Origin of the sequence: Subtercola lobariae (assembly GCF_014640255.1) — a bacterium.
GTDB lineage: Bacteria > Actinomycetota > Actinomycetes > Actinomycetales > Microbacteriaceae > Subtercola > Subtercola lobariae.
This window is the reverse complement of record NZ_BMGP01000006.1, coordinates 188615-210770: the sequence shown is the minus strand read 5'-3', so window position 1 is coordinate 210770 and position 22156 is coordinate 188615. Positions and strand designations below refer to the sequence as shown.

The 22156-nt window shown below is 64.5% G+C and carries 21 protein-coding genes and 1 tRNA gene; 11 read left to right on the top strand and 11 right to left on the bottom strand.

The window, feature by feature from the left end; translation table 11 throughout:
* Window positions 1-6: 6 nt before the first annotated feature.
* The 3 genes from IEX24_RS16115 to IEX24_RS16105 are packed head-to-tail and all read left to right on the top strand — an operon-like array spanning window position 7 to window position 1726.
* Window positions 7-927, top strand: a complete 921-nt coding sequence (locus IEX24_RS16115) for a class E sortase (protein ID WP_229715432.1) — start codon at window positions 7-9, stop codon at window positions 925-927.
* A 2-nt stretch (window positions 928-929) separates the two neighbouring features.
* Window positions 930-1091: a hypothetical protein gene (locus tag IEX24_RS16110; protein ID WP_188680064.1), complete on the top strand. Its 162-nt coding sequence runs from the start codon at window positions 930-932 to the stop codon at window positions 1089-1091.
* Entirely contained in the window at window positions 1088-1726 is a 639-nt protein-coding gene (locus IEX24_RS16105) for an anthranilate synthase component II (RefSeq protein ID WP_188680062.1), read from the top strand. The genes IEX24_RS16110 and IEX24_RS16105 overlap by 4 nt, the downstream gene beginning before the upstream one ends.
* Window positions 1727-1738: 12 nt before the next feature.
* On the opposite strand, the gene pknB is transcribed toward IEX24_RS16105, so the two are convergent.
* From pknB to IEX24_RS16070, 7 genes are all read right to left on the bottom strand, one after another.
* Window positions 1739-3442 carry a Stk1 family PASTA domain-containing Ser/Thr kinase gene (pknB, locus tag IEX24_RS16100; RefSeq protein ID WP_229715430.1) on the bottom strand — a complete coding sequence of 568 codons (1704 nt, stop codon included), beginning with the start codon at window positions 3440-3442 and terminating at the stop codon, window positions 1739-1741.
* Between the two features lie 61 nt (window positions 3443-3503).
* Window positions 3504-5276, bottom strand: a complete 1773-nt coding sequence (locus IEX24_RS16095) for a serine/threonine-protein kinase (RefSeq protein WP_188680058.1) — start codon at window positions 5274-5276, stop codon at window positions 3504-3506.
* Entirely contained in the window at window positions 5273-6730 is a 1458-nt protein-coding gene (locus IEX24_RS16090) for a penicillin-binding transpeptidase domain-containing protein (RefSeq protein ID WP_188680056.1), read from the bottom strand. The genes IEX24_RS16095 and IEX24_RS16090 overlap by 4 nt, the downstream gene beginning before the upstream one ends.
* A gap of 4 nt (window positions 6731-6734) precedes the next feature.
* Window positions 6735-8138: an FtsW/RodA/SpoVE family cell cycle protein gene (locus tag IEX24_RS16085; protein ID WP_188680054.1), complete on the bottom strand. Its 1404-nt coding sequence runs from the start codon at window positions 8136-8138 to the stop codon at window positions 6735-6737.
* On the bottom strand, window positions 8135-9505 hold the full coding sequence (locus IEX24_RS16080; protein ID WP_188680052.1) for a Stp1/IreP family PP2C-type Ser/Thr phosphatase: 1371 nt from the start codon (window positions 9503-9505) through the stop codon (window positions 8135-8137). The genes IEX24_RS16085 and IEX24_RS16080 overlap by 4 nt, the downstream gene beginning before the upstream one ends.
* Window positions 9506-9531: 26 nt before the next feature.
* Window positions 9532-10272 carry an FHA domain-containing protein FhaB/FipA gene (locus IEX24_RS16075; protein WP_372435766.1) on the bottom strand — a complete coding sequence of 247 codons (741 nt, stop codon included), beginning with the start codon at window positions 10270-10272 and terminating at the stop codon, window positions 9532-9534.
* Complete coding sequence (locus IEX24_RS16070; protein ID WP_188680050.1) at window positions 10269-11081, bottom strand: FHA domain-containing protein; 813 nt, start codon at window positions 11079-11081, stop codon at window positions 10269-10271. The genes IEX24_RS16075 and IEX24_RS16070 overlap by 4 nt, the downstream gene beginning before the upstream one ends.
* Before the next feature lie 254 nt (window positions 11082-11335).
* Here IEX24_RS16070 and IEX24_RS16065 point away from each other — a divergent pair.
* A tRNA-Leu gene (locus IEX24_RS16065) sits at window positions 11336-11422 on the top strand.
* 59 nt (window positions 11423-11481) lie between these two features.
* On the opposite strand, the gene IEX24_RS16060 is transcribed toward IEX24_RS16065, so the two are convergent.
* On the bottom strand, window positions 11482-11817 hold the full coding sequence (locus tag IEX24_RS16060) for a hypothetical protein (RefSeq protein ID WP_188680048.1): 336 nt from the start codon (window positions 11815-11817) through the stop codon (window positions 11482-11484).
* A 5-nt stretch (window positions 11818-11822) separates the two neighbouring features.
* On the opposite strand from IEX24_RS16060, the gene IEX24_RS16055 reads away from it, so the two are divergent.
* The gene (locus IEX24_RS16055; RefSeq protein WP_188680046.1) at window positions 11823-12128 is read left to right on the top strand and encodes a helix-turn-helix domain-containing protein; all 306 of its coding nucleotides are present in this window, start codon (window positions 11823-11825) and stop codon (window positions 12126-12128) included.
* 58 nt (window positions 12129-12186) lie between these two features.
* Here IEX24_RS16055 and IEX24_RS16050 read toward each other — a convergent pair whose 3' ends face one another.
* Entirely contained in the window at window positions 12187-12924 is a 738-nt protein-coding gene (locus tag IEX24_RS16050; RefSeq protein WP_188680044.1) for an HAD hydrolase-like protein, read from the bottom strand.
* Window positions 12925-13195: 271 nt separating this feature from the next.
* On the opposite strand from IEX24_RS16050, the gene IEX24_RS16045 reads away from it, so the two are divergent.
* Entirely contained in the window at window positions 13196-13423 is a 228-nt protein-coding gene (locus IEX24_RS16045; protein ID WP_188680042.1) for a hypothetical protein, read from the top strand.
* A gap of 27 nt (window positions 13424-13450) precedes the next feature.
* Here IEX24_RS16045 and nucS read toward each other — a convergent pair whose 3' ends face one another.
* Together nucS and IEX24_RS16035 are read right to left on the bottom strand one after the other, a co-directional pair.
* The gene (gene nucS / locus IEX24_RS16040) at window positions 13451-14146 is read right to left on the bottom strand and encodes an endonuclease NucS (protein WP_188680040.1); all 696 of its coding nucleotides are present in this window, start codon (window positions 14144-14146) and stop codon (window positions 13451-13453) included.
* A gap of 35 nt (window positions 14147-14181) precedes the next feature.
* Window positions 14182-15408: an MFS transporter gene (locus tag IEX24_RS16035; RefSeq protein ID WP_188680038.1), complete on the bottom strand. Its 1227-nt coding sequence runs from the start codon at window positions 15406-15408 to the stop codon at window positions 14182-14184.
* Window positions 15409-15481: 73 nt separating this feature from the next.
* On the opposite strand from IEX24_RS16035, the gene IEX24_RS16030 reads away from it, so the two are divergent.
* The 5 genes from IEX24_RS16030 to IEX24_RS16010 all read left to right on the top strand — a co-directional run bounded on the left by IEX24_RS16030 (window position 15482) and on the right by IEX24_RS16010 (window position 22130).
* The gene (locus tag IEX24_RS16030; protein ID WP_188680036.1) at window positions 15482-16552 is read left to right on the top strand and encodes a LacI family DNA-binding transcriptional regulator; all 1071 of its coding nucleotides are present in this window, start codon (window positions 15482-15484) and stop codon (window positions 16550-16552) included.
* Window positions 16553-16602: 50 nt separating this feature from the next.
* The gene (locus IEX24_RS16025; protein ID WP_188680034.1) at window positions 16603-17385 is read left to right on the top strand and encodes an MBL fold metallo-hydrolase; all 783 of its coding nucleotides are present in this window, start codon (window positions 16603-16605) and stop codon (window positions 17383-17385) included.
* 126 nt (window positions 17386-17511) lie between these two features.
* Window positions 17512-18738, top strand: coding sequence for an imelysin family protein (locus IEX24_RS16020; RefSeq protein WP_188680032.1), 1227 nt, complete (start codon window positions 17512-17514; stop codon window positions 18736-18738).
* A gap of 2 nt (window positions 18739-18740) precedes the next feature.
* The gene (gene efeB / locus IEX24_RS16015) at window positions 18741-20003 is read left to right on the top strand and encodes an iron uptake transporter deferrochelatase/peroxidase subunit (RefSeq protein WP_188680030.1); all 1263 of its coding nucleotides are present in this window, start codon (window positions 18741-18743) and stop codon (window positions 20001-20003) included.
* Between the two features lie 228 nt (window positions 20004-20231).
* Entirely contained in the window at window positions 20232-22130 is a 1899-nt protein-coding gene (locus tag IEX24_RS16010) for a phospholipase C (protein ID WP_188680028.1), read from the top strand.
* Window positions 22131-22156: the final 26 nt, after the last annotated feature.

Here is a 22156-nt window from a genome sequence, read left to right as displayed (position 1 = left end):
GATGCCGTGCCAGAGCAAAACTCACCTTCTGACGAGGTTCCGACTCGTCGTTCGCAACGCGCCGACCTCCGTCGTGGCCGCGGCGATGGTTCGCGCGGCGGTGACGGCTCTGGAGATGACTCCAGTGACGACTCGGCTGGCGACTCCGGTGGCGAGAGCCCCACAGGCCGCAGTTCGTTGGTTCGCTCGATCATCGGCGTTGCCGGCGAAGTTCTGATTACCACCGGTGTTCTGGTTTTTCTCTTTCTCGGCTGGCAGCTATGGATTCAGGGCATCGCCTTGAACAGCACGCAGACCAACGATGCGTCTGGGCTTTCGCAGAGTTGGAGTGCATCGACCGTCGGCCCGACCGCCCCGGTGAACACCGCCTCACCTACCGCCCCCGCCGATTCGGGCACCACGTCGGGTGCAGCTCCTGTGGTGATGGCGGCTCCCGCAGAGACGAAACAGTTCGCGGTGCTCTACGTTCCCCGATTCGGTGCCGACTACAAGCGCACCATCTCGCAAGGTGTCGACGCGAAGACCGTGCTCAATGCGGGGGGCGCGGGCCACTACGAACAAAGCCAGATGCCGGGAGACATGGGCAACTTTGCTATCGCCGCACACCGCGATGGTTGGGGCAGCCCGTTCATCAAGATCAATGAGCTGCAAGTGGGCGACCCCATTTACATCGAAACGCAAGACGGCTGGTACACCTACCGTTTTCGCGACCTCGAGTATGTGAGCCCCGACGGCGTAGATGTGCTGAGCTCTGTTCCTCAAGTGCCCGACGCTGCGCCCACCGACCGACTGATCACGCTCACGAGCTGCAACCCGCTCTACATCGCCTCCGAGCGCATCATCGCGTACGGGGTACTGGAGTCGTTCACCCCGCGCAGCGCCGGAGCACCGGCGGAGATCGCCGGCATCAGTGGAAAGGGCGCATAGCCGTGTACGGAGCGTTGTGGCGGGTCTTGCCCGGGCCGGTGTGGGCGCGCATCCTGATTCTTCTCGTAGCACTCGCCGTGCTGCTGTTCGTGCTTTCGACCTGGGTTTTTCCGTGGGTCGACGGGCTGCTGACCCCCAGCCAACCGGTTACGGTTAACCAATGACTCACGTGCTCGTCATTGACAACTACGACAGCTTCGTCTACACGCTGAACGGCTACCTGCATCAGCTCGGCGCCGAGACCACCGTGCTGCGTAACGACGCGTTTTCGCCCGACGACGCTGCTGCCGCAGTCGACACGTACGACGCTGTGCTGATTTCTCCTGGGCCAGGAAAGCCGTCAGAAGCCGGTGTCTCGATCGCGGTCGTGCTCGCTGCGCTCGAGAGTCAGAAGCCGTTGCTCGGTGTGTGCCTCGGCCACCAGGCGATTGCCGAGGCGATGGGGGCCACGGTCACCAACGCCGAAGAGCTGATGCACGGCAAGACCTCGGTGATTGTGCACGACGACAGTGCCTTCTACGAGGGAGTTGCTCAGAACTTCACTGCTACCCGATACCACTCGCTGGCCGTCGTCGACGGTACTGTGCCTGATTCGCTCGTGGTCACCTCTCGCACAGAGGGCGGCGTCATCATGGGGTTGCGGCACGAAAGCGCCCCCATCTACGGCGTGCAATTTCACCCGGAATCGGTGCTCACCGAGGGCGGTTATCAGATGCTCGCGAACTGGCTGGCGGTGGCAGGGTTGCCGTCTGCTCAGGATGCCGCGGCAACGCTGAGCCCGCTGGTTACCGCTTCGTAGGGTTCGGTTTCGCTAGCTCTTGCCCGTGCAATAGGTGAGCGTTATGGTCGAGCCCTGTGGATTGTCGCCGGGCTGGAGCGATTGCTTGGTCACCGGGTCACCCGACTGGGCGGCACACGTCGAATCGGCATCGGTGTTCACGGTCAGGTTGAGGGCCTGCAGTGAGGTCATTGCGTCTTTGCGCGGCTGACCGGTGGTGTCGGGAACCGTCACAAGACCATTCGAGACGACGAAGTTGATCGTGTCACCGACGAAACTCTGGGTGCCGGCCGCCGGGCTCGAGCTGATGATGACGTCGGCCGGCACGGTCGGAGAATTCTGTTTGGTCGTCGAACCGACCAGAAGGCCGAGCGCGGTGACTTTCGGGGTGGCATCGGCCACAGTGCTTCCAGCGAAGTCAGGCAGCGCCACCGTCTGTTTGCCGAGTGAGACGTACACGCTGATCAGCGTCTGAGGTTGCACGATGGTGCCGGCGGGCGGGTCGGTGTTGATGACGTCGCCGGCGGGAATGGTGGGGTCGTTCTTGTCGAAGCGCTGCGTTACGAGATTCAGCTGTTGCAATGTCGCATTCGCGCTGTCGTATGTCTGGCCAGCGACGACAGGAATCTGCCGAGATGAGACGGGCATGATCGAGGTTTCGCGAAGGCTGAAAACCCAGAACAGAATGGCGATGAGAATGACGGCGACGCTCGCGATTCCCGCCCAGATCCAGATGACGGGTGGGCGCGACTGCGTGCGAACCGCGTACTCGTCGTCACCGGCCAGCTGCGTCAGGGCAGAATCAGACCCAGAGGTGAGCGTGGGCGGAGCGCCGAAGAGCGAGGCCTGAAAGTCTTCGGCAGGCAGCCGTTTTGACGGAATCTTGCCGGCACCGGCGATCTGCAGGTCGGTTTTGAAGTCGGCCGCACTCTGAAAACGAGCGAACCGGTCTTTTGCCAGGGCATGCGCCACGACCTGGTCGAGGGCCGGCGACACTTTCGGGTTGACGGAGCTCGGTGCAACGGGGGCTTCGCTGACGTGCTGGTAGGCCACGGCCACGGGCGTCTCGCCGCGAAACGGTGCGCGGCCGGTGAGAAGCTCGAACAACACGATGCCGGTGGAGTAGAGGTCGGTACGGGCATCCACTGACTCGCCCCTGGCCTGCTCGGGCGAGAAGTACTGAGCGGTGCCGAGTATGGCCGTGGTCTGTGCCACCGTGGCCGAGGAGTCGGAGATGGCCCGGGCGATGCCGAAATCCATGACCTTGACCTGGCCGGAGTTCGTGAGCATGATGTTGCCGGGCTTGATGTCGCGGTGCACGACTCCCGCGCGATGCGAGTACTCGAGCGCCGTCAAGATGCCGTCGGTGATGCGCACGGCTTCGGCGGGGTCGACGGGGCCTTGACGAATCAGGTCTTTGAGCAGGATGCCCTGCACGTACTCCATGACGATGAACGGCACGATGGCTTCGGCGCCACCGGGCTCGACGACGCGCTCTTCGCCGGCGTCGAACACCCGCACGATGGTGGGATGCGCCATTCGTGAAGCGGCTTGAGCTTCTTGGCGAAACCGCGTGCGAAAGATGGGGTCACCGGCGAGTGACGATTTGAGCAGCTTGATGGCGACTTGCCGGCCGAGTCGTTCGTCGCGCCCGACGTAGACGTTCGACATACCGCCACGCCCGATGATGTCACCAATGCGATATCGCCCAGCGAGGAGGCGATTGTCATCGGTCACGGTGGGGCTCCTGGTTCGGCTGGTTGATGGTCCAGAGTCGGGTGATGCGGTGATGGAAGATCTATTTCGAGGGGTCGGCTGCGGGTGCGGGTGACGTTGGCGGGGTTGCGGCCGTGATGGTGAGCTTGAGGGCCGGCGATGAGGCCGACTGCAGCCCTGACGACGCTCCATTCGCGGTGCAGGTCACTTTGTACGAGATGTTGATGTCTTGCGCCGTAGACGGTGCGATCAACGTGGCCTGCGGGTTGGCTCCGGGCGGAACCGCCACTGTGGCCGTGCCGGGGTCGAGATCGTAGCTGGTGAGGTTGTAACCCGAGGGGCAGCTGTAGGCCGCCCAGCTCACTACGAATGTGGCGTTGGCGACGACCTTCGCCGGAGTCGCGGTGGGTGTCGAGGTGGGCGCGGGCGGCGTGACCGCATCACCATAGACGGTGAGGTCGATCGTGGTGCCCTTTGTCACATTGCCCACCGGGCTGGCCTGGTAGACGACATCGACCTGGTCGGTGCTCGGGGCGGCGTTCTTGACGACACGGTTCGCGCCGAGGCCTTGAGCCTGCAAAACCGCAGCCGCGGCATCGAAGGTCTTGCCGATGAGGTCTTTTTCGTTGACCACAACGGTGTTCGAGGTGGGCGTGGTGGTGGGCGTCGGGGTAGGCGTGGGCGTCGGCGTCGCGCTTTGCGTAGACGGCGACGGGGTGGGAGCGGTGTTGCCCTTGTTGTTGGTGGTGAGCGCGATGATCGTGCCGACGAGCACCAGGGCGAGAATGATGATGAGAACAATGAGCGGCCAGGTCCACGGGCTACGCTTTTTCTTCTTTGTGGGGTCTTCGGCGTCGGGATCGGTGGCGGTGAGGCTTGCCGTGGTGGGGCCGCCCGTTGCTGCGCCGCCCGCGGCACCGAGCACGGTGGTCGCCTGGGTGGGGTCGGCGGCCTGCGGCATCATGACCGTGGCTGTGGCCGGTGGTAGTGCATGGCCACCGAGTACGGCGGGCACCGCGGCGGCGGCGAGAGCGATGTCGCCTTGCCGAAGGGCGGTGGCTGCGCGCGCGAGAGCCGCCGTCGAGGCCGGCCGGTCGGCAGGCTTCTTGGCGATGCACGACATGACGAGGTTTCGCACGGGCTCGGCGATGGTCACCGGCAACTCGGGCGGGGCATCGTTGATCTGCGCCATTGCAATGGCAACCTGCGACTCACCGCTGAACGGGCGCTTGCCGGCGAGGCATTCGTAGGCGACGATGCCGAGGGAATAGATGTCTGTCGTCGACGAAGCAGACTGGCCGCTGGCCTGCTCGGGCGAGAGGTACTGCACGGTGCCCATGACCTGACCGGTTGCGGTGAGTGGCACCTGGTCGGCGATGCGGGCGATTCCGAAGTCGGTGATCTTGACTCGGCCGTCTGGAGTGATCAGCAGGTTGCCGGGCTTGATGTCGCGGTGCACGAGGCCCGCGTTGTGCGCGGCCTGAAGTGCAGATGCGGTCTGCGCGATGATGTCGAGAACGCGGTCGGTCGAGAGCACGTGCTCGCGCTCCAGGATGACCGACAGCGCTTCACCCGGAACGAGCTCCATGACGAGGTAGGCACTGCCCTCTTCTTCGCCGTAGTCGAAGACGTTCGCGATTCCCTCGTGGTTGACGAGTGCGGCGTGCCTGGCCTCTGCCCGGAATCGCTCGAGAAAGCCTGGGTCGCCCAGGTATTCGTCTTTCAAGATCTTGATGGCCACGTTGCGGCCGATAACCAGGTCGGTTGCTTGCCACACCTCGCCCATGCCGCCGATCGCGATACGCGTCGACAACTCGTACCTTCCCCCGAAGGTGAGCCCTGCTGTGGGTCTCATTTATTCAGCACCGCCTCAAGTACTTTTTTGGCGATCGGAGCCGCAACGTCGTTGCCGGTTCCGGATTCGCCTAGTCCGCCGCCATTTTGTACCACTACTGCAACGGCAACCTGGGGGTTGTCTGCAGGAGCGAATCCTGTGAACCAGAGAGTGTACGGATCGCCCGTCCCGTTCTCCGCAGTTCCTGTCTTACCGGCCACACTGACTCCGTCTATTCTTGCATTAGTCGCCGCTCCGGAATTGACGGCCTCGACCATCCACGATGAAAGTGTCGAAGCTGTTACCGAAGTGATAGGTGTGTTCAGCGTTTTCGGCTGGAATTGCTGCAAAACGGTCAAATCTGGTGCCGAAATGGTGTCGACCAGGTTCGGCTGCATGATCACCCCGCCGTTCGCGACGGCCATCGACTGCTCGACGATCTGCATGGGCGACGACCGCACATTGGATTGACCGAACGACGAGAGGGCGAGTTGGGCCGGGTCGTTTTTGAGCGGCGGAAACTGGCTGGCCTCAACGGGGATGGGCGAGTCGAAACCCGAGTTGTACCCGTACGCGTTCGCCATATCGGTGAGGTCTTTCTGCCCCATTTCGACGCCCAGTTCGGCCATCGGAATGTTGCATGAGAGCACGAAGGCCGTCTCGATCGACACCGTGTCGCCGGGGCCGCAGGTGCCACCACCGGCGTTGCTCACGACGTTGGTGCTGTTCGGCAGCTGGTACCCCGAGAGGTTCGGAAGCTGGTGGTCTGCCGGCAGGTTCGCGTTCTGCAGCGCCGCTGACGAGGTGACGATTTTGAACGTCGAACCGGGCGGGTCGAGGTTGCCCCCGAGCGTGCGGTTGATGAGCGGCTGGTTCGGGTCGGTGTTCAGGGTGTTGTAGGTGTTGATGACCTGGTCGGTATCGTGCACCGCGAGGGCGTTCGGGTCGTAGTCGGGCTTCGAGACCATGGCGAGAATGCGCCCTGTTTTCGGCTCGACGGCGATAACCGCGCCCTGCTGCGAGCCGAGCGCGTCATACGCGGCCTGCTGAATCTTCGGGTCGATGGTGAGTTCGACGGATGCCCCTTGCGGGTTCTGACCCGTGACGATGCTGTTCAGCTGGCTCAAGAATTGCGAGCCCGAGGTGCCGGCGAGTTCATCGTTCAGGGCAGACTCGATTCCGCTCGAGCCCTGGTCGAGCGTGTAGTAACCGGTGACCGCGCTGTAGAGCGGACCATTCGAGTAGGTGCGCTGGTACTTGTACTGATCGTCGGAGGGCACCGACTGCGCAATGGGCTGCCCTTGCACCAAGATGGGCCCGCGTTGCTTCGAGTAACTCGCGTAGATGGTGCGTGCGTTACGGGAGTCGTTGGCCAGAGCATCCGCTGAGAAGAACTGAATCGTGGTGACAGACAGAAACAGGGTGGCGAACATCGCCAGGATGACGATGGTCACGCGCTTGAGTTCACGGTTCATAGGGCTACACCACCAGCCTTGGCTGACTGCGAACTGTGTCTGACAGGCGCAGAAGGAGGGCGACGATGATCCAGTTGGCCACCAGCGACGAGCCACCGGCCGCTAAGAACGGCGTGGTGAGGCCGGTGAGCGGAATGACGCGAGTGACCCCGCCGATGACAATGAAGCACTGAAGCGCGACCACGAAGGTCAGGCCCACGCCGAGCAGTCGGCCGAAGTCGTCGGTGCCCGAAAAGCTGATGCGCAGGCCGCGGGCGATGAACAACAGGTAGAGGCAGAGAATGGCGAAGAGGCCGGCCATGCCCAGTTCTTCGCCGATGCTCGCCACGATGTAGTCGCTCTGTGCCAGCGGTGTGATCGCCGGGCTGCCCTGGCCGAGCCCGGTGCCGATGAGGCCGCCGTTGGCGAGGCCGAAGAGGCCCTGCACGAGCTGGTAGCTGCCGCCGATGGCGTCGTAGTTCACCGGATCGAACGGGTTCAGCCAGTTCGCGAACCGGTCGTTCACGTAGGTCAGTACTTGGCTGGCGATGAGGGCGCCGCCGAGAAACAGCACGAAGCCGATGATGACCCAGCTGAGGCGCGCGGTGGCCACGTAGAGCATGACGACGAAGAGGCCGAAGTACAACAGGGCGGTGCCGAGGTCGTGCTGAAAGATGATGACGGCCATCGATGCGGCCCAGATGACCAGAATCGGGCCGAGATCGCGAGCACGCGGAAAACGCATGCCGAGAAATTTGCGCCCGACCATCGACAGGCTGTCTCGGCGTGAGACGAGGTAGCCGGCGAAGAAGATGGCGAGTGCGATCTTCGCCACCTCACCGGGCTGAAACGAGAACGGGCCGATGCCGATCCAGACGCGCGCCCCGTAAATTTCGCGGCCGATGCCGGGCAAGATCGGCAGCAGCAGAAGTACGCCCGAAATCACCATGAACACGTAGGTGTAGCGCTGAAGAACGCGGTGGTTTCGTAAGGCGATGATCACGACGAGGGCGATGATGATGGCGACCGCGCTCCACACCACCTGGCGTTCGCCCGTGCTGTCCCACCCCGAGACGCCCTGTTCGATGTCGATGCGATAGATCTCGGCGATGCCGATGCCATTGAGTAAGGCGGCGATGGGCAAGAGAAACGGGTCGGCGTTCGGCGCCACGAACCGCAGGGCGATGTGCATGCCGATGACGAGAACCGAGAGGCCGGCGCCGAGCAGAACGAGCTGGCCGAAGTCGACATGCCCGAGCGCGCCTAACTGCACGAGAATGACAGCGCTGGCGTTGATGACGCAGGCGAAGACGAGTAAGAAAATCTCGAGGTTGCGCAGCTTTTCGGGCACGCGGATGCGCCTCGTGGGGCGCGGGTCGGCCTGCACGAGCGGCGACGCTTCTGTGACGGGGCTGGCTGGGTCAGTCATGTGGCGCCGCCTCGGCGTTGGGGTGGCCCCGCGGCGGCCGGTGCGGGAGCAGGTGCGACAGACGGAGTCGGCTCGGGCGTCACCGTCGGCGACGGGGTCGTCAGGTCACCGGTGGGCGGAACGCCCGTGATGACCGCGTTCTCGAGACGCTTGACCACGGCCTGTGCCGCCGTGATGGAGTCTGCGCTGATGGTCGCCTGCACCTGAGTCTGCGTGTAGGCCGGCAGGGTGTTGACGGCTATGCCGGTGTCTTCGTACACGTGAGAGAGCGTGATGGGCCCGAGCGATTGCTGAACGCCCTGATAAACAGCCACATTGCCGTTCGAAGCGCCAATGAAGTACCTCGACTGCGTCCAGTTGTAACTGACCAGCAGCGTGATGGCGATAATGATGAGCACGACGATGCTGCCGATGAGCCACGTGAGCTTGCGGCGGCGGCTTCGGCGGCGGTCTTCGTCGATGAGTTCGTCGAGATAGTCGTCAGATTGTGCCTCGAAGTGGCTGGGCTGCGCCAGGCCGGTGCTGCGCGGGCGCAGGTGCAGGGCGGGCATACGGCTGGCCTTGCGGCCTTGCACCCCGTCAAAGGCAATGGGCCGTGATGCTGCACCGACCGTTTGAGCAATGTAGGTGCTGCCCGTGAACGATTCGCTGATGTCGACGATGACCACGGTCACGTTGTCGGGCGCGCCGTGGTCGAGGGCCTCTTTGACGAGCACGTCGGCGACGGTCTGCGGCGAGGCGTTGTCGGCCAGAGTCTTGGCGATGTCTTCGTTCTCGACCACGCCGGTGAGGCCGTCTGAACAGAGCAGCCAGCGGTCGTTCGGCCGGGTATCCATGACCTGAAGGTCGACGTCGGGCGTCGAATCGACGTCGCCCAGCACGCGCATCAGCACAGAGCGGCGCGGGTGCACCTTCGCTTCTTCTGCGGTGATGCGGCCGTTGTCGACCAGGCGCTGAACAAAGGTATGGTCGGTGGTGATCTGGGTGAGCTTGCCGTCACGGTAGCGGTAGATGCGTGAGTCGCCGATGTGCGCGAGCGCTACGCTGTGACCGACTCGCACGAGAGCGCTGAGCGTCGTGCCCATGCCGGTGAGTTCAGGATGCTCGTAAACAGCCTCGGCCAGAATGGCGTTCGCGCTGACAATCGCTTCTTGCAGCGCGAACTCGGCGTCGACGGCCGAACTGTATTCGCCGTCGATTTCGAGCAGTTTGTTCAGGGCGAGGGCGCTCGCGACATCGCCGCCGGCGTGGCCACCCATGCCGTCGGCCACAGCGAACAACGACTGGCCGGCGTAACCGGAGTCTTGGTTGTTCGAGCGCACCTTGCCGACATGCGACACGGCTGCGCTTTCAGTGACTAACGCCATTGTTTTCTCTGCCTACGTTTCGCCGGTCAGCGCCGCAATTCAAAACTGGTTGCACCAATTTTGATGGGCGTGTTCAGCGGAACGGGGGTAGGTTGGGTGACGCGCTTACCGTCGAGAAACGTGCCGTTGGTCGAATCGAGGTCTTGAATGACCCATTCGTTGTTCCAGTTCAGCAGCCGGGCATGGTGGGTAGAGGTGTAGTCGTCGCGAATGACCACGCTCGAGTCGGTGGAACGGCCGATGGTGAGCGGCTCGATGCCGAGCGCGATCTCGGTGCCGCCCTTCACGCCAGAGGTGATGACGAGCTTGTGGGCGTTGCTGGTGGTGGCTCGTGGATGCACGCCGGCACTCGAACCCTCGAGTGGCGTGAACACCGGAACTTTCGACTGCGGCGGCGGTGTTGGCGGGTGCGTTTCGCTCAGCGGCTTCGCGGTGGCGGCTGCGCCGACGATGAGGCCGGTGAAACTGCCTGGGGCGCTGGCACTCTGGGGCTGGCCGGCTGCTGCGGCGCCCGCACGTGCTGCGCCGCCAGGGGCTCCAGCGCTGGCTCCCGCTGCGGCTGCGGTTGCGGGTGCTCCAGCGCTCGCCGACGCTGCGGGAGCGGCCGCGCTCACGGGCGTCGGAGCGGCGGCGTTTGCTGGGTCTCGCAGCTTTCGTACGCGCTGACCGAAGAGATCTGAGCGCATCGCGTAGACGATGACGAAGACGAAAACCCAGAGCAGGGCGAGAAAGCCGAAGCGGAGGATGAGAAGGGTGAGCTCGCTCATAGATTCCACTCGAATCCGCCGGGTTGCGGTGGCTTGGGCTTATCTGGGGCTGGTGGCTGTTGCGGTGCGGGCTGGCGCGGCTCGGGCTGGTGGGGCTGCAGTGCGGTCTGCGGCTCTGCCACACTCGGGGCTTGTTCGGGTGCGGCCGACTGAGCGAGCACGCGAAACACCACGCGCGTTCGCCCGATCTGAATGACCGAGTCGGGCTCGACGATGCTCCGGGTGAGCGGCTGCCCGTTCAGCTGCGAACCATTCGTCGAATCGAGATCTTTGGCTTCGGCGTGCTTGCCATCCCACAGAAATTCGAGATGCTTGCGTGAGATTCCGCTGTCTTCGACGGTGATGTCGGCCTCGCGGCCGCGACCGATGATCGTGCGGCCGGTGGTGAGGGGGTACCGTTTGCCCGCAACATCGAGCACCGGGCTCCACGTGACGTCACGTTGGATGGTCGAACTCTCGATCTCGAGCACACCGGTGCTGAGTCGCCCATCTTCGGCCAGGGTCACACTCAACCCGCCGGCGAACTGAAAACGCTGGTCTGCGGCGTGCTTCTGAACGATGCCGGTGAGGTCGTCGATAAGCGTCGCGCCGAGAGCCGTCATGCGCTGGTAGTCGGCGGCCGAGAGCTTCACGACAAAACTATTGGGCACGAGAATACGGTCGCGAGAGACTATCGCGGCCTTGGTGTCGAGTTCACGCTTCAGAGCCGAGCTGATCTCAACCGGTTGCAGCCCCGACCGAAAGGTCTTAGCGAAAGCGCCGTTGACGGCGCGTTCGAGACCTTTCTCGAAGTTGTCCAGTATTCCCACACGTCTCCCATATTTGGTGCGCCAGACTCATCGTCTCGCACAAGGTGCCGGCATGAATGCTAAGACAGATGTTACTGGCCGCAGGTGTAAATTGACTGCGGCGCGACTCTAGCACCCCGCTCTTGGGGGTGACTAAGCGTGCCGCGGGCATGTGCACAGAGTTCACTGCGGGTGAGTTGTGAAGAAGAGGTGCGTGCCGCACGGGCATCCACGTTTTCGGTATTCATGAATTCGGTGCTAATCTCGCTGAGTTGGCGCGAGTGGCGGAATTGGTAGACGCGCACGGTTCAGGTCCGTGTGTTCGTAAGGACGTGGGGGTTCAAGTCCCCCTTCGCGCACCAGCAGCCCCCAGTGTTTCTGCGAGAGCAGACGCTGGGGGCTTTTTCTTTTGCCTAGCGAGTCACTCGCGCAGAACGAAGTAGTAGAGAAAGGCGCCGAAGGCCGCGAACATGCCGCCGAAGGCCGCGATGGCCGCTCCCAGCACGACCACGAAGAGGGTTCCGGCGGCGAAGACGAAGCCGAGGGTGAGTACCAAGAGGCCCAGCGCCAGAATGAGGAATCCGTACGAGAGCAGGGTCGCGTAAGCGGGGCGGCGCGGCGTGAAGATGGGGTCAGGTTCGGTCATGACGCTGAGCTTACCGGCGAGCATCCACTTGCCTGAACGCCAGTGAGTCACGAGGCGCGAAAGCAACAGGCGTGCATTCTCTGGCGAATGGATGTTGCGGCCCGTAGTCATGAGGCATGTCTGAACCGCATTCCGAGGCGTCGCGCATTCTCGGCGAACGCATTCGCGAAACGCGGCAGAAGCTCGGGCTGAGCCAAGAAGATGTGGCCGAGATGTCGGAGATGCACGTGACGAACGTGGGCAAGATCGAGCGTGGGCAGACCAACCCGAGCCTCTCGACCATCGTGGCGTTGGCGGGGGCGCTCAATGCTGACCCTGGGGCGTGGGTCGGTGGTTTGACGGCGGCAATGATTCCGGGCCGAACGCATCAGATCACGGCGGCCGAACTCATTCGTGAGCGAAAGTTGCGCGCCAGCTCGTAGCAACGGTCTGCCTCGCCGCACTGAGCGGCCACGGCCATGGTGAAGGCCACGCGGGAATCTAGATGAGCAGTGCGCGCAGCTGGTCGACCGAATGCACCACGGCGATGGCGCCCACGGCCTCGGCGGGTGATCCGTAGCCCCACTCGACCATGATGGGCGGGATGCCGTGCTCGGCGGCCCCCTCCATGTCGTGCACGCGGTCGCCCACCAGCACGAGGTTCGAGAGGTCGACGTTCTTTTCACGCAGGCGGCCGAGCGCCTCGTCGATGACGTCGGCTTTGGCGCTTCGGGTTTCGTCTTCGCTGGCGCCGGTGATCACGACGAAGGCGTGCTCGATGCTCAAGTGTTCGAGAATGCGATGTGCCTGCACCTCGGACTTCGATGTGGTGATGGCGAGCGGAATGCCGGCCTTGTGCAGAAACTTGACGAGCCCCACCATGCCCGGAAACGTGACGGCGTCGTCTTGGGGCCCTTCGCTCGCGGCAAGCCCGCGGTAGACGAGCAGCGCCTTCTGCGCCTCTTCTTCGTTCATTCCGGCGACGAGTTCGAAGCCTTGAAGAATCGGCGGCCCGACGAATTGCACGAGCTCGGCAGGGGCCGGCACGGGGTAGCCCATGGTGACGAGAGTGCGTGAGAGCCGGCCGATGATGCCGGGGGCCGAGTCGGTGATGGTTCCGTCGAGGTCGAAGAGGATGCACGACCACGGCTTGTGCGGGGTGGCGAGGGCCTCCTCGGCAGGCGTTGGCGTTGCCCCGTCGTTCTCGGGCGAAACGTGGGTTTCGGGTGCGCTAGTCATTTGCCGTAATTCTAGAGTGCGCGTGCAACGAGCGCGGTCCGCGGGCGCGTGTAGCGCATGTAGTGTGCTCAGTTATGCGAGCGGGTCGGGACGGTGACGATGGGTCGGCAACGAGGGATGCTGAGCCTGCCGAGCCCCAGCGGAAGCGGGTGACGCCGGGCCGGGTGTTCGTCGGTCTGCTGGTGGTTGTTGCTGCCGTGGTGGTCGTCACGGGCATCCTGCCGCCTGCCTCGTCAGTCGCGCTCGCTGTCGGCAGCGGGGAACGTACACGGTGCCGGCTGCCACAGTCGTTCGTGATCGAGCGCTGCTCGTGGTAGCTGGCGTGGTGGTTGCCGTGCTGCTGCCGCTTCTGGTTTCGGGGGTGCCGGTGTGGATTCCGGCGGTGGTGACGGCGAATGGCATCAACAATCTGCCGGCGTACCTGGTGCTCGAGCCCGCTGCGGCGGGTTCATCAGTGCGGCTTGCGGCGCTGCCGATCGGAGCCTCGGGCCGGCGTTGACCCAGAGGCGGCGGCGCACCAAAAAATTCAGAACAGCCTGGAGTCGCTATCGTCTAGGCCGCGCATGGCGTCGTAGTCGAGGAGGAGGGTGCGTATTCCGCGGTCGTGGGCGAGGGTGCGGGCCTGCGGCTTGATCTCTTGGGCGGCGAAAATGCCGGTCACGGGGGCGACGTGCGGGTCGCGGTTCATCAGCTCGAGGTACCGGGTGAGCTGTTCGACGCCGTCGATGTCGCCGCGGCGCTTGAGTTCGACCGCGACCGCCGCGCCGTTCGCATCGCGGGCGAGAATGTCGACGGGGCCGATGGCGGTCATGTATTCGCGGCGCACGAGGGTGTGGCCTTCGCCGAGCAAGTCGATCTGCTCGGCGAGGAGTTTCTGCAGGTGTGCCTCTACCCCGTCTTTGACCAGACCGGGGTCGACGCCGAGATCGTGCGACGAGTCGGTGAATACCTCGTGAATGGAGACCACGAGAAGATCAGCCGTTTTCGCGTGCGTGACCTTCCAGAGTTGGGTGATGCCAGCATTCCGCTGCTCGTCGTCTGGTTCGATGATTTGCAAGGTGCAGGGCGGGCTCATCCAATTGAGCGGTTTGTACGAGCCGCCGTCGGAGTGCACCAGAATGCTGCCGTCGTTCTTCAGCATCAGCAGGCGGGTGGCGAGGGGGAGGTGGGCGCTGAGCCTGCCGGCGTAATCAACGGCACATTTCGCTATGACAAGTCGCACCCGTAGAGCCTACGCGGCCCGAGCCGGGCCGCACACTACCGCGCGAATCGACCGGTGCGCTCTCTGGCAGCCGGGGCCACGATTGCGGCGAGAACCAGCAGCACCAGAACCACGAACAGGGCGTTCAGAATGCCGAAGTGCTGGCCGAGAAAGCCGAGCAACGGGGGCCCGGCGAGAAACGCCACGTAGCCGATGATGGCGACAGCGCTGACTCGTGCGGCGGCCGTCTTCGGGTCGTCTGAGGCGGCCGAGATGCCCACCGGAAAGCCGAGCGACGACCCGATGCCCCACAGAACGGCGCCGAGCATGGCCGACCAGAGGGCGGGCGCCAGGATGAACGTGAGCAGACCGATCGCCCCGATCAGGGCCGACAGCCGAAGAATCGGCACGCGCCCGAACCTGTCGAGAATGGGCCCACCGATGACACGGCCCACCGTCATCGCCACGACGAATACGCCGAACATGAGGGCGCCGGTGGTGTTGTCTTGATGGTGGCCATCGACGGTGGCGAGGGCGATCCAGTCATTGGCCGACCCTTCGGCGAAGGCCATACCCAGAATGATCAGCCCGATGAGCAACAGCCGGGAGTCGGCCCAGACGGCAAGCGATTCTTTCACGCGCAGGCGAAACGGGGTCTTCGCGCTGGTCGACGGGTCTTCGACGTCGACGGTCTGCGGAATAAATCTGACCGCCACGATGCCGGCGATGACGATGAATACCGCCATCACGCTCAAATGCACGCTCACCGGAACGCTGAGCGCAGAGGCGGCGGCGCCAAGACCCGCCCCGATCACGGTGCCGAAACTGAAGAACGCGTGCATCAACGGCATGAGGGTGCGCCCGATCGCCCGTTCGCTCGCGGCGCCTTCGACGTTCATCTGCACGTCGAGTGAGCCGTTGCCGAAGCCGAGTACGGCCAGAAAAACGGTGGTGAGGGCGGGTTCTGGCAGCACGGCGGCCGAGATGCCTACCCCGGCGAGCCCGATCGCGTTCAGCGTGAGCGAGAAGACGATTCCTCGACGTGGGCCCAGCTTCGCTAGAAGGTGCGGCGCAACGACGAGCCCGAGAATAGAACCTGCCGAGAGGCCCAGGATGATGAGCCCGACCGCCTCCGTGTCGAGATGCAGTTCGTCGCGAACGGCCGGCAACCGCGCAACCCAGCTGGCGATTGTGAGCCCGCTGAGCGCGAAGATGGCGAAAACGGCGTTGCGCCAGGCGGTGAGGCGCGCGGCCGTGGGCGGTGCGGCGACAGGCTGAGACATGATGATCCTGAGAGATAGCGGGTTCTAAGCCGAAAATCGAATCGATTCGAATGGCTTCGACTACGCTATCGATGTGGGCGTACACAATCAACCTCATGCTGGCCTCGCTTCGCGCGCGACGTTGGCCGACGTGGCGAAGCTGGCCGGAGTCTCGGGCTCCACCGCCTCCCTCGCCTTCAGTGGCGGTTCGATCTCGTCGGCCACCCGCGAGCGGGTACTGACGGCCGCCCGTGAACTCAACTACTCAGGGCCAGACCCGCGAGCGAGGTCGCTGCGGCAGGGTCGATCGGGCATCGTCGGGGTGATCATCGAAGATCGGGTGCTCAACTCATTTCGCGACCCTATGACACTCGCCGCGCTCGACGGCATCTCGCAAGAGCTGGGTGAGGGCAGCGGTTTGCTGTTGCTCACTGCGACGGGCGACGGGGAGTCGACCATCCAGAGCGCCGTGTTCGACGCGGCCATCTTCATGGGCTGCAGCCCGCATCTCGCCCGGTCGATCGAGATCATGCGTCAGCGAAACGTTCCGATGGTCGCGATCGAGGGGCAGGCTTTCGACGGAGTTCTGGCGGTCAACATCGACAATCGGCACGCGTCTGCCGAACTTGCTGCGCTGGTGCACACGCTCGGCCATCGGCGATTGGCCACGGTCACGCTGCCGCTGACGTCGGTGCGCGAGCGTGCTCAGCTCACCGACGAACTGGTGAAGACCGCGACCACCGCCGTCTCTCTCGACCGCCTATTGGGGGCACGCCAGGTTTTCGCGAACCTCGGCGGCATCGTGGCCGCCGGGTCATCGAGCGACGAGGGTTTCGCTGCCGGTATGGAGCTGCTCTCTCGACCCGCAGAAGAGCGGCCGACCGCGATTCTGGCTCAGAGCGACCTGCTTGCGGTCGGCGTGATCAGAGCTGCCGAAGCGTTGGCGCTCGTGGTGCCGCGTGACGTGACCGTGGTGGGATTCGACGGCGCCCGCATCGAGGGGTTCACCGATCATGACCTGACCACGGTTCGGCAGCCGGCCACCGAGAAAGGTCGAGCCGCAGGCAGCGCGGTAACGGCGCTGCTCGCGGGCGAGACACCGGGCGATGTGTCGCTGAGCTCGGTGCTGCACGTCGGCAGCACATCGGGGCCGCCCGCGGGCTGAGCGTGCTCGGTGCGTAGAGGCGCTGGCCTGCCAACCGTCACTATAGAGGTATGAAACTCACCGTTCTCGGTACCTCAGCACCGTTTCCCCGGCCCGGCAATGCGTGTTCGGGCTACCTGCTTGCCAGTGAGAATAAGGGGCAGAGCACGAACGTGTGGATCGACGCCGGCACAGGCACGTTCGCCGAGCTGCAGCGGCACGTCGATCTTGCCGATATCGATGCCATTTTCGTCTCGCATCGGCACGCCGACCACTCCGCCGACCTGTTCGTGGCCTACTACGCGCTCGAGGCGGGTTCGGTGCGGCCGAACCGCCGCATTCGCGTGCTGGGCCCCGAGGCGTTGGCCGATCGGCTGGCCGAATTTCTGGGTCCGGATGCCCGGCAGGGCCTTGCGGAGGTGTTCGACTTCATCGAACTCACCGGGTGGGGTGACGCCGTGGTGGGCGATCTGACGCTCTCGTGGGGCCCGGTCTCGCACGGAGTGCCGGCATTCGCCCTCACGGTGGCCGAGAACGAGGCCGAAGGCGGGAGCATCAGGTCACGCTTCACCTATTCCGGCGACACCGCTCCCTGCACCTCGCTCGTCGAGATGGCAGAAGAGTCGTCGGTGCTGCTCTGTGAGGTGGGCTACGCGAGGGAGGCGCTCGGCGTTCCAGCGGTTCACCACACGCCCGAAGACGCTGGTCAAAGCGCCGCAGCAGCAGGGGTCGAGACGCTCATTCTGACCCACATCGATGGGGAACTCGAGCCGGCAGATGCCGTGCGGCGGGCGCGAACGCATTTCGCCGGCCAGATCGTTATCGCCGAGCCGGGTGCCTCGTATTCCGTCTGAGCGCGAGGAGCCCGGCCCGCTCGACGCTCACCGGCCGAATCGACAGCAGAATTCACGCGGTCGACTTCAGCAACTGTTCACCGGATGGTCGCGGCGTCGTTTCTTCGCTGGCGTAGGTTTCGTCGGATGCCCACCACGACTCGACGCGCCCGGCTGCGAATAGCCGTCATCTGCGCAGCGGTCGTTCTGGCGGCCGGGGCCGGCGCACTGGCCATCACGCATTTCGGAGCGAGCGCCCCTCCTGTAACCACGGCGGGCAATGACGTCGCCGGCGACGGATCGATCGACGTGATCGCCGGTCTTGACAACTGCGGTTCAGGGTGGAGTTCGTCGACAGGGGGGCCGCTGACGTTCGTGGTGAACAACACCTCCATCGGCAACATCGACGTCTACTTGCAGAGTGCCGACACGGGTGCCGTGTATGGCGAGCTCGAGGGTCTCGGCTCCCGAGCCTCGGCGACGCTCTCTGCGGTGCTCGGCGACGGCAGCTATGAGTTCGTCTGCATCGGGGCCGACGCCCCCGTGACCACGGGAGCACAGGTCAGCATCGCGAATTCTGCCGCACGCTCTGACCTGACCCCGGGCGTGGTGCCGGTGACGCGCAACGACCTGTACCAGCCGACGCAGCAATACTCGGCGTGGATCACGGCACAGCTGCCCGTGCTGGCCGGCGGGGTCGCAGACCTGGCGACGAGCATCCAATCGGGTGATCGGGCTGCCGCTCGCCGCTCATGGATCGCCGCTCACGTGACATATGAAACGCTTGGTGCCGCCTATGGCGCGTTCGGCAACTCTGACACCGCCATCAACGGAACGCCGGGGGCCGGGATGACCGCCGAAACCGACCCCGACCTGACCGGGTTTCATCGCATCGAGAGCATTCTCTGGAGCGATCAACAGCTGAGCGCCGCCGCGCCTTTCGCTGCCCAGCTGGTCTCTGACGTGTCGACCCTCGAGACCACCTTCGCCACCACGCGGCTGGATCCGCAAGACGTGGGTCTTCGAGCTCACGAGATTCTGGAGAACAGTGTGCAAGAAGAACTGAACGGAAGCGATGACGCCGGCTCCGGCTCGACCTTCGCCACCATCGACGCGAATATCGAGGGCACCGAGCAGGCCGTCTTGCCCCTTCGACCCCTGCTCGCCGATCGCGGATTCGATCTGGCCACGCTCGACGACTGGCTCGCCCGGTCGACCGCCCTCGTCGAGAGCTTTCGGGGCCCCGACGGATCGTGGACTCCCCTGTCGAGCATCACCGCAGCTCAACGCGAACAGGTCAACGCGACGCTGAGTGAGACGGTAGAACTCCTCGCGCCGATCGCGGCCATCTGCGACATTCGACAGGGGGTCTGACGATGACCGGTGGGCTGCCTCGACGTTCCTTTCTCTCGGGCCTTGTCGGCGCGGGAGTCGCGGGGCCGTTGGCTGCGATGGCCGCGGCTCCGATCGCAGCCGAGGCGGCTACTCGCGCCAGCGAAGCTCAGAACGCTGCGGGAGGGGCCAGCGCTGCCGACCCGGCCGCTCGCATCCCGTTCGAGGGAATTAATCAGCAGGGTATCTTGCCGCCCCCGCAACGGGCGGCCGCATTCGTCTCGTTCGATGTCACCGCCGCGACCAGGGGCGAGCTGGCCGAACTGTTGCAGACCATCACCACCCGAGCCCGATTTTTGACGACCGGCGGCGCACCGCAGACCACGGGCATCAGTGCGCCGCCCGCCGACTCTGGCGTTCTCGGCCCCGAAGTAGCGCCTGACAACCTCGCCGTGACCGTGGCCGTCGGCGCGAGCCTGTTCGACGCGCGCTTCGGTCTCGCCGCTCTCAAACCGTCGCAGCTGCGCACGATGGAGGACTTCGAGAACGACGCGCTGCGCCGGGAGGTCTGCGACGGCGACCTGCTGCTGCAGATCACCGCCCAGAGCACCGACACCGTTCTGCACGCCGTGCGAGACATCGCCCGCGCTACCAGGGGCTCGATGCAGATCAGGTGGCGTCGAGACGGATTCGTGTCAGCGCCCCGGCCGTCGGGCACGCCGCGAAACCTGATGGGGTTCAAAGACGGCACGAGCAATCCCGACATCACCGATGCGGCCTTGATGCAGAAGCTCGTCTGGGCATCAGACGGCGAACCCGCGTGGGCGGCGGGCGGCAGCTACCAGGTGGTGCGCGTGATCAGGATGCTCGTGGAGTTCTGGGATCGGGTGAACATTCACGAGCAAGAGAACATGATCGGCCGACGCCGCGACAGCGGTGCACCTTTGACCGCCGTCGCCGAGTTCGACGACCCGCACTACGACCTCGATCCCACCGGCGAATCCGTTCCCTTGAACGCCCACATTCGACTCGCGAATTCGAGGTCGCAGGCCGACCTCGACACTCGTATTCTGCGACGGGCATATAACTATGACGGCGGCGTCGACCCGAACGGCAACCTCGACATGGGCCTGGTTTTCGTGGCCTTCAATCGCGACCTCGACAACCAGTTCGTGGCCATTCAGAAACGCCTGGCCAACGAGCCGCTGGTCGATTACATCTCGCCGTTCGGCGGCGGATACTTCTTCGCGCTGCCCGGGGTGCAGGGTGCGCGTGACTGGCTCGGCCAGGGGCTCCTCTCGGCCTGACTCCGTGCGCTGTGGCCCCCGTTTCGGGGTCCGCTCGATGAGCGTTCGATGAACGATAGGTGAACCGGTGCGGGAGTGACCGGATGCCCGCCGCGGCGATAGTTCGCACTGCCGTAGCTTGTCGTCTGCGCCCCACAGCTTGAGGTGCGCTGCCAATCTGCCCAGAGCCGCGTCTTTCGTTCGAAGAACCGAAGCGCGGCCTGGATCGCGTACGAAAGAGGTCGATCGATGACAGGCACCACACAGAGCCGCACGCGCGGCGGTAGACGCCGCCGCGCGGCATACGCGGCGTCGGCCTTCTTGGCCATCGCCGGAGCCACGGTCATCAGCGTCAGCGCGACCAGCGCATTCGCGGCGACCGGTTCGGGCGACAACTCAGGCGTGACGGCCACACCGATTCAGCACGTGGTGGTGATCTTCGATGAGAACATCTCGTACGACCACTACTTCGGCACCTACCCGAACGCCGTGAACGCGCCCGGCGAGACGCCGTTCACCGCGGCATCGGCAACCCCGACGTCGAACAACTACGTCAGCGACCCGGCGCTGTTGACCGCCAACCCGAACCAGTACCAGCCCGCCAGGCTCACGCCGGCTCAGGCCGTGACCTGCGACCAGAACCACCAGTACGGCGCCGAGCAGCTCGCCATGGACGGCGGCAAGATGGATCAGTTCGTGCAATACACCGCACAGGGCTGCAACCCGGGAACAACTCCCGTCTACGACGCGCCCGGACTGGTGATGAACTACTACGACGGAAACACCGTGGCCGGCCTCTGGAACTACGCGCAGAACTACACCATGAGCGACAACGCGTGGGAGAGCTCGTTCGGGCCCTCCACGCCAGGAGCGCTCAACCTCATCGCCGGGCAGACCCACGGCGGCCAGGCGGTCAACTCGCTGACCGGCGCTCCGACGAGCAGCGCCTACGACATTCAGTCGCCTGACTCGTCGGGCGTGGGAACGGTGATCAACGACCCCGACCCGTACTACGACGACTGCTCCGACAACTCCACGGCGAAGACGACCGGCGGCAACGCCACCGTGCAGATGCAAGGCAAGAACATCGGCGACCTGTTGAACGCGAAGAACGTCACCTGGGGATGGTTTCAGGGCGGCTTCACGCCGAGCACGCCGGCTACCGGCACGACTCCGGCCAGCTGCCTGGGTGACACCCACGCCAACGTGAATGGCGCCACTTCGATCGACTACTCGCCGCACCACTCGCCCTTCCAGTACTACGCGTCGACATCGAACCCGCACCACCTCGCACCGTCGTCTGACGACATGATCGGCAAGACCGACCAGGCCAACCACCAGTACGACCTGAGCAGCTTCGACACCGCTCTGGCGAGCAACAACCTGCCGGCTGTCTCGTTTCTCAAGGCTCCGGAGTACCAAGACGGTCACGCCAACTATTCCGACCCCGTCGACGAACAGCACTTCTTGGTGAAAGAGATCAACGCCATCGAGTCGTCGAGCGCCTGGCCGAGCACCGCGATCGTCATCAACTACGACGACTCCGACGGCTGGTATGACCACGCTTCGCCGACGATTCTGAACGGATCGACCGACACCAACGTGTACTCCAAGGGCACGCCGCCGGTCGTGTACGGCGATCAGCCGATGTGCCAGAGCGCACCTGCCGCAGCAGGCGGCTACCTCGACCGCTGCGGCCCGGGCCCGCGCCTGCCGTTGCTGGTGATCTCGCCCTGGACCAAGCAGAACAACATCGATCACTCTGCCATTGAGCAGACCTCGATCACCCAGTTCATTGAACAGAACTGGTCGACCGGAAGTCTCGGTGACGGTTCGTTCGACACCAGGGCGGGCTCGCTGAACCCGCTGTTCGACTTCACAAACCCGCAGCAGCGTGCGGTTCTGCTGAATGAGAACGGCACGGTCGGCTCGGTGGTTCCCGTGACGGTCACGGTTCCCACCACTCCGACCTCGACGCCCACTGCGACTCCGTCGTCGTCGGGCAGCTCCACTCCGGTGGCCGCGGGCGGCTCCCATCTCGCCAGCACTGGCCTGAATGTGGCCGTGCCCATCGGCGGCGCTGCACTGCTGGTTGCGGCTGGTGTGATCGTGTTCGTCGTTCGCCGGCGTCGCCACGTCGCCGAGTAACTGCAGGCTCGAACAGTACGAGGCGC